The organism is Pediococcus damnosus, from assembly GCF_001611155.1.
Classification (GTDB): Bacteria; Bacillota; Bacilli; order Lactobacillales; family Lactobacillaceae; genus Pediococcus; species Pediococcus damnosus.
Genome location: NZ_CP012294.1, coordinates 933090 through 949949, shown reverse-complemented (window position 1 = coordinate 949949; position 16860 = coordinate 933090). Strand labels below are relative to the sequence as shown.

The following is a 16860-nucleotide window of genomic DNA, read 5'->3' as shown; positions in this document are numbered from 1 at the left end:
TTTGCATTTGACAATAATTTAAATTAGTTGTAAACTCTCATTAAAATTTAATTCAAAGCGTTGATGAGAAGAGTAGTTCCTACAAAAATGTTAGAGACCTCAGAAATTCGGTGAAAATGAGGATTTAGAGTAGGGATGAAGATGAGCTCAGAGCTGTGATGCGGTTCACGCCAAATCACCGGTTGTGCCACCGATAAGGGGCCCTAGTTTAATTTTAAAACTAGTTGAGTTGTTGATTGTGAAATTGACAAAAAAAGAGGTGGCACCACGGTTACGCGTCCTCGGATTTATTTCCGAGCGCGTAATGGTGGTGCTTTTTTTATTAAAAAATAATTGGAGGAAGATTATGACAACAAGTATTATTGGCTTTCCTAGAATTGGTGAACATCGAGAATTAAAATTTGCAACGGAACATTATTGGAAGAAACGAGCAACTCAAGAAGAGCTTTTAACAACGGCTAAACAACTTAGAGCACAGCATTGGGCTAAGCAAAAAGCAGCGGGGATTGATTTAATTCCGGTTGGTGATTTTTCATTTTTCGATACAACTTTAGACGCTGCCTATCTATTCAACATTGTTCCGGATCGCTACAAGTCTTTAGGGTTGGATAGTTTAGACGAATATTTTGCGTTGGCACGTGGCTATCAGAGTGAAACGGCATCAGTTAAGGCTTTACCAATGAAAAAGTGGTTCAATACGAACTATCACTACATAGTTCCTGAATTTGATGACCAAACGGACGTAAAATTAGTTGGGTCCAAACTTTTTGATGAAATTACTGAAGCTAAAGATCAGGGTATCGAAAATCCTAAGGCTGTCATTGTGGGCCCCTATACATTACTCAAATTGAGTATTTTTAAAGGACACAAACAAGCAAGTGATTTTGCAGCTTCCTTAACTACGGCATACAGTGAGTTACTTGCTAAACTCAATACGCAAGGCATAAATTGGTTGCAATTAGATGAACCTGCGCTTAGTTTTGATCAAAGTGAAGCTGATATTGCGTTGTTTGCTAAGATTTATGACAAACTTTTGGCGGCAAAAAAGGATGTTAAAGTTTTACTTCAAACCTATTTTGGTGATGTGCGTGATTCCTACCAAACGATTACGAAACTGCCATTTGATGGGATTGGATTAGATTTTGTTGCTACGAAGGAAAATATTAAGTTAGTTAAACAAGATGGCTTCCCAGCTGATAAAGTCCTTTTTGCAGGCGTTGTGAATGGTAAAAACATTTGGCGTAATCATTACGTAACGACCATTGAGACTCTGAAATCATTGAATGTTGCAGGCGATGTGGTATTGAGCAGTTCTTGTTCTCTTCAACACGTTCCATATGATGCTTCATTAGAAACTAATTTGCCCAAGTCCGTTCAACGTCATTTGGCTTTTGCTTACCAAAAATTAGACGAGTTAGTTGAATTAGATGCGATTTTTCAAGGCCACGATCAAAAAGTGTTGGCCGTTAATAATGAGTTGTTTTCGACAATTCGACATCCAGAAAATCAGCAGGTTAAAACTCGGATTGACCATTTAACCCCCGCTGATTATACAAGATTGCCAGAACGGTCTAAACGCGAGAAAATTCAAAAGGATGTTTTTCATTTACCAGAGCTACCAACAACGACCATTGGATCATTCCCACAAACTAAGGATGTTCGTCAAAATCGGTCTAAATTGCGTAAGGGCGAAATTACGCGTGCCGAATATGATGCGTTTAATCAAGAAAAAATAAAACGAATTATTAAGTTCCAGGAAGATGCTGGCGTGGATGTGCTTGTCCATGGTGAATATGAGCGCAATGACATGGTTGAATATTTCGGCGAGAAACTTGATGGATTTGTCTTCACTCAAAATGGTTGGGTGCAATCCTATGGTAGTCGTGGGGTTAAGCCACCAATTATTTGGGGAGATGTAAGTCGTAATGAACCTATTACTGTGGATACGACGGTTTTCGCCAATAAATTGACCGATCATTTAGTTAAAGGGATGTTGACGGGCCCAGTGACGATCTTTAATTGGTCGTTTCCACGTGAAGATATCACCCCAGAACAATCGGTTACGCAGATTGCCTTGGCGATTCGTGATGAAGTGTTGGATCTCGAAGCACATGACATTAAAATTATTCAGATCGATGAACCAGCGTTACGGGAAAACTTGCCTTTGAGAAAATCAGATTGGTACAGTGCCTATCTTGACTGGGCGGTTCCTGCCTTTCGACTTGTGCATAGTGGCGTAAAACCAGAGACCCAGATTCACACCCATATGTGCTACAGCGAGTTTGGCGACATTATTCAAGCCATTGATAATTTGGATGCCGATGTGATTTCGTTTGAGGCTTCTCGTTCTGATTTGTCGTTGATTGATCAATTAGTCGCGGCAGATTTCCAGACTGAAGTGGGTCCTGGTGTGTATGATATTCACTCACCACGGATTCCTAGCGTTGAAGAACTAGAAGAAATTATCAAACGAATTATTGCCAAATTACCGGCAGCTAAGGTCTGGATTAATCCAGATTGTGGCTTAAAAACCCGTTCAGAGAAGGAAGCCTTTGAAGCTGTAACCAATATGGTAGAGGCCGCTAAAAAAGTAAGGAGTTCGCTTTATGAAACTAACTGAGATCTTTAAACACAAAACGGTCTTTTCTTTTGAAGTATTTCCTCCACATGGGGAAGCGCCAGTTGATAAGATCAGAAAGACGTTGACTAATTTGGAACATATCCACCCCGATTTTATTTCCGTTACGCTTGGTGCGGGTGGTATTGGTGCCCAAAATCAAACGGTTGGGATTGCGAATTTTATTCAAAATGATTTAAATATTCCAGCAGTTGCCCACATTCCTGGTCTCTATCAATCCAAAGAGGATGTCCGTAAGTTATTGGCAGAGTTGTCAGGGCATCATATTTCCAATATTTTGGCATTGCGTGGGGACAAAATTGCTGGAAGAACTCCGGTTGGTGATTTTAACCACGCTAATGAGCTTGTCAGCTTCATTAAAGAACAGCCTGGTGATTTTCAACTGATGGGAGCTTGCTACCCACAGTGCCACCAAGAAGCTGCTAATTTGACAGAAGATATTGCTAACTTAAAACGCAAAGTTGATGCTGGCGCGGATCATCTTATTTCTCAGTTGTTTTATGAAAATCAGTGTTTTTATGATTTTATGGATCAAACGCGGTCAGCTGGAATTTCAGTTCCTATTGAAGCCGGAATCATGCCAGTTACGAATAAGAGTCAGATTGAACGCATGGCGAAAATTTCTGGGAAACCACTACCAGAGAAGTTTGCGGCGATATTAAATCATTATGCTGATAACAAAGAAGCTTTAAGGGATGCAGGAATTGCCTATGCCATTGATCAAATTGTAGATTTGGTAGCCCATGGTGTTGATGGCATTCATCTTTATACGATGAACCATAGTAAGGTTGCTCAGCAAATCTGGGATGCAACGGCTTCATTGTTTAAAGATTCTGAAGAAAAGCCTAGTGTTCACCTTTAAAATGTTTTTTGTTTCACGTGAAACAATTTTACGCCATCTTGCTTATAGATGGTTGTTAGCTAATGAAGTTTAAAACTAAATAGAGTTTTAAAAAGCCATCTGATTTTGAAATCAGATGGCTTTTAGTGTTTCATTAACTAATTAGTTAAATTAAGTTCAATACTTCATCAAGTGTTTTTACAGTATGAGTCGGTTCCACGTTTCCATCTGGGGTTTCGTTGTCACGATTTACCCAGATGCTTGGCCAGTTCATTTGGTTAGTTGCAACGATGTCAGAATCGAAGCCTTGGGCAATATGAATGTGATTTTCTGCAGTAAATTGATATTTATTTTGAACGTATTGAAAGAATTTTAGATCCGGTTTATACGCGTGAGTTGTTTCAGCAATTATGACATCTTCAAACGGGTTTTCTAAAGCTTTAACATTGGCTGGAATAATCGGCCAAGAGGAATTGGACATGGCAATCAGGTGATAGCCACGTTTGACTAGTTTATTTAAAGTTGGAATAACTTCTGGAAATGGCTTTAAGTCACGGATCGCTTGTAATACTTCAACATAATTTTCTTCAAATTTGTGTTCCAAGTTGAAGTGCTTATCCATTTCAGTTAAAGTCTGGCGAACTAACCGATCATAGTTTAAGTAAGGCACCATATGATTGCGGTCGTCTAAATAATTAATAAACCAGTTACGCGCAACTTGACCATCCACGCCGATTTTGTTAGCAATTTCCGCTACTTTAGTGTAAAGCCCTTCTTCGTTAAGCAGGGTCCCATAACAATCGAAAGTTAAATACATTTAGATATCCTCCATCTTAAAAATTTTATCAAATCAAAATTAGTGATCCTTGAACTAATTAATCGAATTATCCTTCATATTCGATTATATCTGATTATAAGTTAACTTGGTAGTCCTTATTAAAAAGTTCAAGTTTAGCAACTTATTCCTTAATTTCTTGTTCAACGGTATTTTCTGGGAGGTCTAATAACTTTTGTTTACGCATGAGGGTTAAAATCGAAATTGTGAACACAAGCAATGCAATCCCAGTAAGCAGGAAAACCGGGAGAGCAGCAACATGATCGAATAAGAAGCCAAAAATAAGGGTCCCAACTGGCATTAACAACATACTAATGGTGCTATCCAGTGAAAAAATCCGTCCTTGCATATGTTGGGGAATTAATTGTTGCATATACGTGCTCATCGGTGTATTGATGAATACTAATATTCCACCGTTTAAGACATTTAGACCGATAAAATATAAAGTGTTTAAGCTAGATGACCAGCCCAGCACCTCTGGAACTCCGGTGGCAATCAAAATAAATGACAGGAAGGCAATATTTAAGTAAGAGATAATAATAGGATGGTGTTTTAGTTTCAATAGACTAAGTAGGATACCACCTAAAAACATCCCAACTGCAAAGGCCGAGTCCGTGACCCCGTACTGGGTGTTAGACAGTTTTAGAGTTGTTACCAGCAGATAAGGCTGGCCAACGTTAAGGGCTGAAAAGAAGAAATTAATGGCTGCAGCTGAAACTATTAAAAGACTCATGAGGTGCTGGTTACGTAAATATTGAAAGCCAGTTCGAAAATTCTGCCAAACTGTTTCTGATGAACCAGTTTTTTTAATTTCAGGAGTTGAATTTGGGATTGGTTTCGAAAAATGAAGGAAAGCAATGGTGACTAAAGCGATTACTTCAAATCCAATCTCAATAAATGCAAAGCTATCAATTGAAACAAGGGTGTAAACAAACGCCCCCACAACGGGAGCTAAAAAAGAGGCCAACGAGGAAATGGACTGGTTTAACGAATTAACTCTTTGTAATTCATCTGAATCAAATAACTGAACAAGACTAGCCGTAAGCGTTGTTCCGAGAAAGTTGTCGGTTATTTGTAAAATGATGATTAAGCCAATCAATTCCGGATAGTACTGCGCCGGCCATAACCGAAAAACAAATCCGAATAAAAGCAATCCTAGACTGGTCGTAATTTGGGCCATAATCATGATTTTGCGATGGTTAAACGTGTCCACAATAAAGCCAACGAAAGGAGTCAGAATTAATGAAACGAGGGGACCGGTAATTAAAGAAATTCCCATGCCTAATGCTGAGCCAGTGCGATGAAGGATATATAGGCCGATTGCAAAAGATAACATGCCACTGCCAAATGTCCCGGTAAACTTGATAATTAACAATTTGATGGTCTGCGCCGATAATTTAAATTTGTTCATAGTAACACTCCCAGTTCTGAAGTAGACTTGTCCTTCAATTGTTTTTTTGAAAGGACTTAAACGTAATGGATCGTGATATCTCCCATTTTAAAATCGCCATTAATCACAATGAGTGGCCCGGTTTTGGTTGGTTTCAGGCCAACTTCAGATGTTTCTACGATAAAAGAGTTAAGTTGAATTTGTGTATTCCATTCTTTAGGAAAATACAAATCGATATCTCCCATGCTACCAGTGAGTTCAATATTGGCCTGGTTTTGGATAACTGCAGCTTTGTCAAAGTAAACCTTGGCATCGCCCATCGTGACGTTAATTAAAGCATATTGAAAGTTGGCAGATTGGACATAGCGAATTGCACTACCCATGCGCACATTGACAGTAACGTCTGATTCATAATCACTAGTTGTGCTTTGAGAAAAATGTTCACCGCCATTGATGGATTCATTTACAAAAATGTGTTGATGATGGCGATGTGATCGTCGTTTTAAAGGTTGCAAAACTAATGACAGGCCAATACTTAATAAAAGCGCGGCGCCTAAAATGGTCCATGGAACCAAGTTGGTAATGCCAAGCGGTTTTGAGTAAAGCATACTGATAAAGGCAAGACTAAAAATTGTGCCAGGGACACTAAAGTAAACGATACTTTTAATTGTGGCGGCCGCTAAAATTAACGTGAGAATTAGTGTCCACATATTGAGATGATAAGAAAACCAGCCCATTTTACTGGCAACGAGAATAACAGCACAGACTAAGAAAAATAGTCCCCAGAACCAGTGGCCCCATTTTGTTTTTGTGTTCATGATAATTACCTCATTTCGTTTAATCGTTCTTGAAGCTGTTTGTAGTAACGACGGGATGCATAGATCTGTTTATTGGAATTCTGAAAAGATATTAGGCAATTTGAAATTGATTTATTCAATGCGTTAACCTGATATAAATTAATAAGTGCAGATTTTGATATTTGTAAAAAATAACCAGGTAGGCGATCCGCTAATGCGTAAAGATGGTCTTTACTGATATAAATGTTATCTTTCGTATGGACTTGTAACCGCCGGTCTGCAGTTTCTATAAAGAGAATAGTGTCTAAGTTTATAAAATATTCTGTTGATCCTTGATAACAGGTCAGGGTGTTCGTAAGAGAAACTTTTTCTAATAATTTTTTAATTTTTTCAACATTGGGATCATGATTGGATGCTTTAATGATAACTTCGGGTTCCTGAAGGGTGTTATCAACTTCTAGTCGTATTTTCATTCCCGTCGCCTCTTTCCTTTTGGCTATGGTATTATTAGACTCCTTTTGAGCGAGAAATGGAATGCTTTTTGTTTAAGTGGTATAAAATTCTGCGTAACCGGTTAATTAGTTCTATGTTTAAAATTAAAATGTAATGTGAAAAAGCACTGCGATAATAGACCCAATTAAAAAGAAAACGTGGTAATTTTGAAGTTTCATTCATATTGTTGTCACGGATGAATTGGTAAATACTAATTGAAAGGAGGGGCATATGATACAATGAGATAAATGTAAGAATTCTGGTTTGTAGAGAGGAAACAGCAAAATGAATGTTTTGTATTGTGGGGATGCGAACATGGCCGATGGACTGATAATCTCGGTCCTATCGCTTTTAAAAAATAGTGATCAACCACTTTCAATATATGTTTTAACTGCTCAAATACATGATAAAAAGCATAAATTTCAAGCATTGCCAGATGTTGTTGTAGATACCCTCAATCAAGAGGTTCAAACAAAAAATCCTGCTAATAAAGTGATCAAGATTGATATTACTAAGCAGTTTCAAAACCATTTACCAACGGCAAATCTGAACACAATGTACACACCCTATTGTATGCTGCGCTTATTTGCTGATTTGGTTCCGGAAATTCCTGATCGTGTCTTATATCTAGATACAGATGTGGTCGCACGTCGCAATTTTGATAATTTTTACAATCAACCACTTACCGAAACAGATTTTGTGGGCGTGCTAGATTACTATGGGCGTTGGTTCTTTCACCATGAATTAAAAACCTTTGATTATATAAATTCCGGCGTGCTATTAATGAATTTAAAAGAAATTCGCCACGACGGCTTTCTTGCACGCTGTCGAAAATTATGTACAAACAGAAAGATGATTATGCCTGATCAGTCTGCTTTAAATAAATTAACGCACAAGAAAAAAATCGAATCCAATCGGTTTAACGAACAACATCGATTGCAACAAGATACTGTTTTTCAACATTTCACCACTAGCTTTCGGCTGTTTCCTTTGATTCATACGCTAACTGTTAAACCTTGGCAGATTAATTTAGTTCATCGTGAACTGAAGTTACATGAGTATGACGACCTGTTCGATCAGTATAAAAATATTTTGCAACGTTTAAAAGATGCAGCTTAATAAGAATCTTGCAAACAGGGACTTTAACTAGGTTGTTGTTCTCAGGATTCTTTTTGAATTTCAATGAACTTTAGAAACAAGAGGTTACTACTCCTTGGCCAAACTATTAAGTGGTAAACTATTGCTAGCTTATAAGATGCGGGTGGTAAATAATTATGAAACAAAATTCTCAATGGACGTTACTTTTAGCTACTTCAATGGTTTCTTTTATGTCGACCATTGACGCGAGCATCGTTAATATTGCAGTTCCACAACTTTCCCGTGACCTTCATGCACCTATGAATGAAGCTGAATGGGTTGTTTCTGTGTACTTAGTTTTAATTTGTGTACTGTTAATATTTTTTGGGAAACTATCGGACCAAATTGGGAGAATCTCAATCTTTCAAATTGGAACTTTAGTTTTCGTTGCGGGCTCGCTTGGCTGTGGACTTAGCGTAAACTTACCAATGATGCTTGGCATGCGTGTTATTCAAGCTGTTGGTGCTTCAATGACAATGGCCACAAACTTTGGGATCATTACTCAGATTTTTCCTAGTAATCGTCATGGGGTTGCCTTAGGAGTGAATAGCTCATTTGTGCAAGTTGGTAATATCATGGGTCCTGGGTTAGGTGGCTTAATCCTTGCAACGCTGTCGTGGCACTTTATCTTCTTTATTAATGTTCCCATTGGGCTAATTGCTTTTGCGTTCGGTCACAAGATCTTTCCTAAAGAAGAGCGGCCAAAACAAAAGATTAGCATGGATTATTCTGGGTACTTGGCTTATGTTTTAGCCATTATCAGTTTTTTTGTAGCCATTTATTGGGGACAAGAAATTGGATTCGTCAAAACACAAATTATCGGGTTATTCGTGATTGCGGCCGTGTGTGTTGCAGCTTTTATCCTACGCGAGAACCATACAGACAAACCTCTGTTAGATTTACATATTTTCAAGAATGCCGGGTTTTCAATTGGTGTTATTTCTGCGATGTTAGTGTTTGCGGTTAGTTACTTCAATAACATGATTATGCCCTATTATCTGCAGGAAACGTTAAAATATTCGTCTGCCATTGCTGGTTTAATTTTGATGTCGATCCCGCTGCTAAATATTTTTTCAGCTCCAGTTGGAGGAATGATTGGCGATCATATTGGCGCCGAAAAAGTATCATTAATTGCGCTTGTTCTTTTTCTGATTCCGGAAGCAATTTTCATGACGATTCAGCCAAGTTGGGGAATTGTTTGGTTAATCATTGGTTTAATGCTATATGGCTTGGCCAATGGCGCCTTCCAAAATAATCCGATGATCATGGGTAATGCTGGTAAACAGTATCAAGGAATTGCGGGATCCATTGCAGCCCTTGCTCGAAACCTGGGGATGTCAATCGGGCTATCCTTATCCACGTCATTGCTATATTTTGGAATTAGTCAAAAAGCAGGAAGACGCATTACTACTTACCCCACGCAACATCCAAGTTGGTTTGTTTATGGGATGCATTTTAGTTACCGGTTTGCATTTGCGATGATTTGTATTGCGTTAGTCCTGCTAATTAGTCTGGTTTGGCATAAAAGTCGTAAAGAAAGTTTATGATTTATGAAAAAATTGGGTAGTTTTGACCTTTAAACGAGATTTTTAAGGGGCTTTGCTCTAATATATAGATATAAATAATTTTAATGAGGAGTTTTCATGAAAACTTTAAAAAGTATTATGAGTTGGGTTGTACCGATTTTAATTGGTTTAATCATCGCATTGTTAGTTCGGTCGTTTCTTTTTGAGATTGTCCGTGTCGATGGGACGTCAATGGAACCTAATTTGCTTAATAACGAACGTGTTTTTGTTATGAAACAAGAAAAAATTAAGCATTTGAGTGTCATTGTTTTTGATGCATATGGTGCGGATCCAGAAGCAGCCCCTGGGACAGAATATGTTAAACGTGTGATTGGCATGCCCGGTGATAAAATTTCATATAAAGATGGTAACTTATATGTGAATAATAAATTGGTCCCACAAAAGTTCATTAATACCTACCAACGTGAAAACGGAACGGCAATTGGTGCTGAAGCAAACCAGTGGTCGTTGGCTTCTGTTGCCAAAGCACGTGGCTGGGGAAATAATCCAGAAACGGTTCCGGCAGGTCAATACTTTGTAATGGGTGATCATCGAAGTGTTTCGAATGATAGTCGTTATTGGGGATTTGTTAAGAAGAATGAAGTAATGGGAGTTGTAAAGGTTCCATTTTGGGGAAGTTCATCCGCTAAGAAAAATATTAATGATCGTACGGGTGACTATTAACGGAAGTGAGTGAGACAAGTCGGTAAAAAGAGAATCCTAAGTGTGACGGATGCGGGATTACAATCCCGCCGGAGTCATGCTTAGGATTCTCTTTTTGACTTGTCGAGCTGTCCTAAAGCTCAGCGGAAAGTAGTAGGCAAAGACGGACGGATGCGAGTTCTTGCGGCTGAATTGTGCCACAAGAATCGACAGCGTATGGAAGATAAAAGATTTTCGGAACGAAAATCACTCAATGCAATGAACTAGTGCGGGATCGCAATCCCGCGGGAGTCATGCTTAGGATTCTCTTTTTGACTTGTCGAGCTATCCTAAAGCTCAGTGGAAAGTAGTAGGCAAAGACGGACGGATGCGAGTTCTTGCGGCTGAAGTGTGCCACAAGAATCGACAGCGTATGGAAGATAAAAGATTTTTGGGACGAAAATCGTCCAATGCAATGAATTAGTGCGGGATCGTAATCCCACGGGAGTCGTACTTATTTAGCACCTTTTGCATTGTCGAGCTGTCCTGGAGAGTGGGAAAATAAAGTGATTAGAGTCTGAGCATGAATAAATCCATGCTCAGTTTTTTGTAAATCGGAAAAGGTTTGCTATTTATTGTAAAAGGATTAAAATATGCTTAGATTATTCTTATTTTAGAATCATAACTTTGGAGGTCGCTTATGGGAAAAGAAATATCACAAGAAAACGTGACGAAATTTAGAAAAAATTTTGGTAAAGATAATCGCAACAGTGCGGTTCAACGGGCTGCTACGAAGAATGGTGTTTTAAATGCCAGTGAGGACATTGCCGCTAAGGTTCGTTTGAATCGGACATTCTCAATCGAATTAGACACCGGTAAGGTAACTAATCAGCGTCATAGTGGGCGTTGCTGGCTATTTTCTCTATTAAATACCCTTCGTCATCAACTCGCAGATAAAGAGAACATGAAGGATTTTGAATTTTCCGAATCTTATTCTTTTTTCTGGGATAAAGTTGAGCGAGCTAATGTTTTCTATGAGAACATTATTCGGACTGCCGATAAACCAACGAGTGATCGAGAAGTGGCAGTTTATTTAGACTCACCTGATGATGATGGTGGCCAGTGGGCAATGGCAGCTGGCTTAGTTCAAAAGTATGGCGTGGTTCCAGCTTCTGTAATGCCGGAAAGTTTTAATACAAATGATACGAGCGGTTTTGCAAGTTCATTAAATTTAAAATTACGTAAGGATGCAGTTGAATTGCGTGAGCTTAAAAATAGTGGTGCAACTGAAGGTCAATTGAACGCCAAACGTGATCAGTTACTGGGTGAAGTTTACCAGATGACGGCGATTGCGGTTGGAACACCACCCGAAAAGTTTGATTTTGAATATTGGGATGACAAGAAGAACTATCATCGTGATGCTGATTTAACGCCTAAAGCTTTTTACGATAAATATATTGGGGTTGATTTGGATGATTATGTTGTAGTGACTAATTCACCCGACAAACCTTTTGATAAGTTATATAGTCTCCCTGCCGAAGACAATATTGTAGGTGGCAAAAAGATTACTCTATTAAATGTCGACATGGAAGTTTTGCGGAAAGCAGCAATTGCACAACTCAAAGACGGCGAAACAGTTTGGTTTGGCAATGATGTGCTGGAACAAATGGATCGTAATGATGGATTATTAGATAGTAAGCTTTATCGAACAGATGAGCTATTTGATGTTGATTTGAGTATGAGCAAGGCGGAACGTTTGCAATATGGCCAAGCGGCAGTTTCTCACGCAATGACCTTAACTGGGGTTGATGTGGTTAACGATGAGGCTACTAAATGGAAGGTAGAGAATAGTTGGGGCGATAAGAGTGGCGAAAAAGGCTACTTTGCGATGACTGATGACTGGTTTGAAAACTATGTTTATCAAGTTGTTGTCCACCGCAAGTATTTAACGGCTGCACAATTGAAAATCGCTGACTCGACACCAGAGCCATTACCTGTTTGGGATCCAATGATGTGATAAATTTAGTTTACTGAAGGCCGGGATAAAATTCAGGCCTTTTTGTTTTGGAGGTAAATATCAGGCGGTTGAACATTAAATGAAAATAAAAGAAAAGTATTTACATTTTTTTTCAGAACGCCTATAATATCATCTTGTATATTAAACTGGACATTCAAAGGAGATAAACATGCACAAGTTTGTAAAAAACCATGGTATCTCACTAATCATCTGGATTGGGATTATTTTGATTAGTGTGATTAGTTTGCCAAATATAGATCAATTAGTTAGAACACATGCGGAAACTAAGATACCTAGTTCGGCGCAAAGCCAAGTTGCGAATCGAATTCAGTCCAAATGGGGATATGGACAAGGAAATACGACGCAAGTGGTTGCCATTTTTAATAATGGTAAGCAAAAATTAACGACGGATCAAAAAGAAAACGTTAATAGTACAATTAGCTATTTACGTGATAATAAAAAGAAATTCGGGATTAAGTCTGTCACAGCGGCAAACGATAATATATATACCCGGAAACAACTAATTTCGAAAGATAAGACAACCGAGTTAGTTCAACTGTCTGTATCTAAATCTCACGGATCTTATAAGGAGATTGATAAGCAACTAACTAAAGCCGTTAAAACACCAGGTGTGAAATCCTATATCACTGGTGGGGAAATCTTGAACGAAAAGTTTTCCGAAGCGACGCAAGAGGGTGTTAAGAAAACTGAAGTAATTGCGGCAATTTTCATTTTTATTGTCTTAATTTTAGTTTTCCAATCGCCAATTGTGCCGATGATTTCGGTTTTTACAGTTGGTGTGGCGTTTATCACAACGTTATCAATTGTTACAAATTTAGTTGCTCGGGTTAATTTCCCATTTTCAAACTTTACCGAAGTCTTCCTTGTAGTGGTTCTGTTTGGGATTGGAACCGATTATAATATTTTACTTTATGAACAATTTAAAGAGGAATTAAGCAAAGGTGAAGATCGACATACAGCTAGTCGTAAAGCGACTCGAACGGCGGGACGCACGATCCTATTTAGTGGATCCACGGTATTTATAGGATTTTGTGCCCTTGCATTTGCGAAGTTCTCAATTTATAAATCTGCCTTTGGAGTTGCTCTCGGGGTTGCTGTCTTGGTTGCCGTTTTACTGACATTAAACCCATTCTTTATGAGTGTATTGGGCAAAAAGATGTTCTGGCCTTCTAAAAAATTCGGTGGCCATTCACAAAGTAAGATGTGGCATGCATTAGCTAATTCATCAATCTTGCATCCTATTATTGCGGTTGCCTTAGTCTTATTGTTGACGATTCCGTTTGTGATTAAGGGACCTGGAACTTTAGACTATAACGATTTGGATGAATTAAGCGACACGTTACCTGAGAAGGTTGGTTTCAATGTTGTTAAGGATCATTTCTCTCCCGGAACAGCTGAACCTTCGACGTTATACATTCGTTCGAATAAAAAGTTAGATAATGAACAAACCTTAAAGTTAGTTGATCAAATTACAAAACAACTGCAAAATGAAAAAGGTGTGAAGACTGTTGCATCGGCCACTCAACCAGGTGGTTCGCCAATTGCAAAGTTATATGTGAAGGGCCAAGTTAAGACCGTGACAACGGGAATTGATAAAGCTCATGGCGGTCTTAATACCATTGGTAAAGGATTAAACAGTGCTTCTGATCAGTTAGCGGCAACCAACATGGATAGCGGTTTAAACAGTGTCCAAAAGCTGATTGCTGGTACGGAAGTTTTACGTGACGGATCGCTTAAAGTCACTGATGGTGCAAACCAATTATCAAATGGGGCAACTAAGATTTCTTCAGGTGTTTCTCAAATGAGTGGTCAGATGGCACCATTGATTACTGGATTAAACCAGTACACAGGAGGCGTTAACACCCTGAGTTCTGGATTAAACACACTTAATGCTAATTCAGGTCAGTTATCTGGTGGTTCACAACAATTACTAACTTCAGCACAGCAACTTTCAACCGGAGTTTCTACGTTGAATAGCGCGGCAGTTAGCATTGATGGTCAACTAGATGGGTTACAACAAACTCTTAACTCTGGGAATGCGGCTATGAGCCAGTTATCTGGTTTAAGCAGTAGTGTCAAGCAACTAGATACTTTGAAGGCTGAGTTAGCCCAATCACAAAGTGCTATTAACAGTCTTGAACAGTTGGCACCATTATTGACTGAATTAAATTCAGCCAAGAAGAACTTAGCTTCTGTAAATAGTTCGTTTGCAAGTCTAAACAAGGTTTCAGGATCACTTACTTCAGCAGCAACAGATTCTGCAAAGGCTGCTGAATCAAATACAGCAGCCCTTAAGACTTTATCTAGTTTGGATCAAAGCACGATGTCGACAGCGGATAAGCAAAAATTAGCAACAGCGGAATCGCAAATTACTGCTGGGGCTAAAACAGCCGGTGCATCTGCTCAGACCATTAAAACAACTGGTAATACTTTAAGTGGACTGTCAAGTGTTCAGGCACAAGTATCCAGTTTAGAAAAAGAGTTAAATTCAGTTAATATTGACTCCAATACAATCAGTGAATTAAATAAATTAAGTTCTGTGATGAAACAAGCAGAAACATTGATAAATTCGACGAATATTAGTACGGATCAGTTAAATCAATTAACAGCGCTTGGGTCACAACTACAAGCAGCTTCTGGCAGCATTTCAAAGCTGAAACAATTTACAGCAGGCGTCGAACAACTCAACGCACAAGTTAATAAGAATTCAGCCTTAGTGAATGGTGTTTCTAAACTAAATAATGGGATTAATACCTATGCTAATAGCGTTCAATTGGCTTCAAGTGGTGCTTCTACTTTGGCTGGGAAGAGCGGTGAACTTACTGGCGGTGTTGGTCAATTAACTAGCGGTATGGGAACTCTTACAAGTAGTTTGAATCAGCTTTCAACTGGTGCTGGAAGTTTGGCAAGTTCAACGCCAGCATTAACAAATGGCCTTGATCAAGAAGTTTCTGGACAAAAACAAATGTACGGAACTTTGAAGGGCATGTCTGGCAAGGTAGATACGCTTCAGTCTGGTTTAAAGACTGCGGCCAAAGGAACTAAGACAATTGGTTCTGGAATGACCTCTGCAAATGGCTATCTCAATGGAATGGGTAATTCCTCAGTTGGGAAATCATTCTATATTCCAAATAGTCAATTGCACGGTAAAACGTTTGAACCAGTGCTTAAGTCTTATTATTCTGAAGATCGTAAGGCAACCAAACTAACGATTGTGCTTGATTCGGATCCAAGTTCAAGTGCATCAATGGCCAAAGTCCGGGATCTTCAAAGACAAGTTAAGGATGATCTTCGGGGTACAGAATTGAAAGGTGCCACGGTAGCAATTGGGGGACAAACTGCTCAAACAGCTGATATCAATAAGACGGCAAGTGGGGACTTTACTCGAACAGCCGTAATTATGATTGTTGGAATTTTGATTGCATTAGTATTTGTTACCCGTTCAGTCTTAATGCCGTTTTATATCATTGGAACGTTACTTTTGGCTTACTTTGGTTCATTGGGAATTACCAAGGCAATTAGCACGGTCGTCTTAGGGCAACCAATGCTAACTTGGAATACACCTTTCTTCGGATTTATTATGATCATCGCACTGGGTGTAGATTATAGTATCTTCTTGATGATGAGGTATCGTGATTTCAATAAGGATCTTAAACCAAGTGCAAGGATTCTTGAAGCTGCCGGGGTTATCGGTGCAGTTGTGCTTTCCGCAATGGTTATTCTTAGTGGAACATTTGCTGCGATGATTCCTTCAGGAGTACTTACGTTAATTCAAGTAGCGATGGTAGTTATTATTGGACTGATAATTTTAGTTATTATTATTCCAATTCTCTTGCCAAGCTTAATTAAATTAACTTACGAGGGTGTTTCGTTTAAGAAGAAAAAGAATAAAAAACATTAATTTTGGGGATTAATGTGAAATTAAGGATGTTGCGAATTAAAAAATCGCAACATCCTTTTTGTTTTAAACTAGAATTCACCAATTAACTAGATAAACAGGATATAATACAGATGTTGGGGGATGAGACAATGGATTTTGATCCGAACTGTGTATTTTGTCAGAAGCAGTCATCAGATTTTGTTATTGAAGGTGATTTGTGCGTCGCTTTCTGGGATATTCATCCAGTTAGCAAAGGACATCTACTGATTGTTCCTAAACGGCATGTCGCGCAAATTTGGGATGCCACAGCGTCAGAAAAGAAAGAACTAGGACAAATGGCCGAAGATGCAAAGAAACTGTTAGACAAGCAATTTAAGCCGGATGGCTACAATGTGTCAATAAATTCTGGTGCGGCTGCTGGTCAAAGCGTTTTTCATTGTCACATTCATCTAATTCCGCGTTATTGGAATAAAGTAACTAAAGGAGTTGGTGCCGTTCCAGGACAATTTTTGGTGCCAAAGCAACGACCAGAATTTAAATAACTTTGATAGTAAGCAAATTTGAAACGAAGTATAATCTAAGTAAGAAGTATAATCTAAGTAAAT

At 38.7% G+C, this 16860-nt stretch carries 13 protein-coding genes; 9 read left to right on the top strand and 4 right to left on the bottom strand.

Going from position 1 to position 16860, the window contains the following annotated elements; all coding sequences use genetic code 11:
* Positions 1-346 precede the first annotated feature (346 nt).
* Both metE and metF read left to right on the top strand, forming a co-directional pair.
* A complete protein-coding gene (gene metE / locus ADU73_RS04585; RefSeq protein WP_046870955.1) occupies positions 347-2620 on the top strand; it encodes a 5-methyltetrahydropteroyltriglutamate--homocysteine S-methyltransferase in 2274 nt (757 codons plus the stop codon).
* Positions 2607-3500, top strand: a complete 894-nt coding sequence (gene metF / locus ADU73_RS04580; protein WP_062913214.1) for a methylenetetrahydrofolate reductase [NAD(P)H] — start codon at positions 2607-2609, stop codon at positions 3498-3500. The genes metE and metF overlap by 14 nt, the downstream gene beginning before the upstream one ends.
* A 145-nt stretch (positions 3501-3645) precedes the next feature.
* Here the strand turns inward: metF and ADU73_RS04575 are convergent, their stop codons facing one another.
* From ADU73_RS04575 to ADU73_RS04560, 4 genes are all read right to left on the bottom strand, one after another.
* Entirely contained in the window at positions 3646-4296 is a 651-nt protein-coding gene (locus tag ADU73_RS04575; RefSeq protein WP_046870957.1) for an HAD family hydrolase, read from the bottom strand.
* Positions 4297-4438: 142 nt separating this feature from the next.
* On the bottom strand, positions 4439-5725 hold the full coding sequence (locus ADU73_RS04570; protein WP_056986018.1) for an MFS transporter: 1287 nt from the start codon (positions 5723-5725) through the stop codon (positions 4439-4441).
* 56 nt (positions 5726-5781) lie between these two features.
* Positions 5782-6522 carry a LiaF transmembrane domain-containing protein gene (locus ADU73_RS04565; RefSeq protein ID WP_046870959.1) on the bottom strand — a complete coding sequence of 247 codons (741 nt, stop codon included), beginning with the start codon at positions 6520-6522 and terminating at the stop codon, positions 5782-5784.
* Positions 6523-6527: 5 nt separating this feature from the next.
* Entirely contained in the window at positions 6528-6974 is a 447-nt protein-coding gene (locus ADU73_RS04560; protein ID WP_046870960.1) for a LytTR family DNA-binding domain-containing protein, read from the bottom strand.
* Between the two features lie 304 nt (positions 6975-7278).
* Between ADU73_RS04560 and ADU73_RS04555 the strand changes: the two genes are divergently transcribed.
* The 7 genes from ADU73_RS04555 to ADU73_RS04530 all read left to right on the top strand — a co-directional run bounded on the left by ADU73_RS04555 (position 7279) and on the right by ADU73_RS04530 (position 16797).
* Entirely contained in the window at positions 7279-8112 is an 834-nt protein-coding gene (locus ADU73_RS04555; protein ID WP_080945493.1) for a glycosyltransferase, read from the top strand.
* 155 nt (positions 8113-8267) lie between these two features.
* Positions 8268-9677, top strand: a complete 1410-nt coding sequence (locus ADU73_RS04550; protein WP_056986017.1) for an MFS transporter — start codon at positions 8268-8270, stop codon at positions 9675-9677.
* A gap of 96 nt (positions 9678-9773) precedes the next feature.
* Complete coding sequence (lepB, locus tag ADU73_RS04545; RefSeq protein WP_046870961.1) at positions 9774-10379, top strand: signal peptidase I; 606 nt, start codon at positions 9774-9776, stop codon at positions 10377-10379.
* Positions 10380-10674: 295 nt separating this feature from the next.
* Positions 10675-10821, top strand: a complete 147-nt coding sequence (locus ADU73_RS10500; RefSeq protein WP_158510932.1) for a hypothetical protein — start codon at positions 10675-10677, stop codon at positions 10819-10821.
* A 216-nt stretch (positions 10822-11037) separates the two neighbouring features.
* Entirely contained in the window at positions 11038-12354 is a 1317-nt protein-coding gene (locus ADU73_RS04540; RefSeq protein ID WP_046870962.1) for a C1 family peptidase, read from the top strand.
* A 169-nt stretch (positions 12355-12523) separates the two neighbouring features.
* Entirely contained in the window at positions 12524-16276 is a 3753-nt protein-coding gene (locus ADU73_RS04535) for an MMPL family transporter (protein WP_046870963.1), read from the top strand.
* 128 nt (positions 16277-16404) lie between these two features.
* A complete protein-coding gene (locus ADU73_RS04530; RefSeq protein ID WP_046870964.1) occupies positions 16405-16797 on the top strand; it encodes an HIT family protein in 393 nt (130 codons plus the stop codon).
* Positions 16798-16860: the final 63 nt, after the last annotated feature.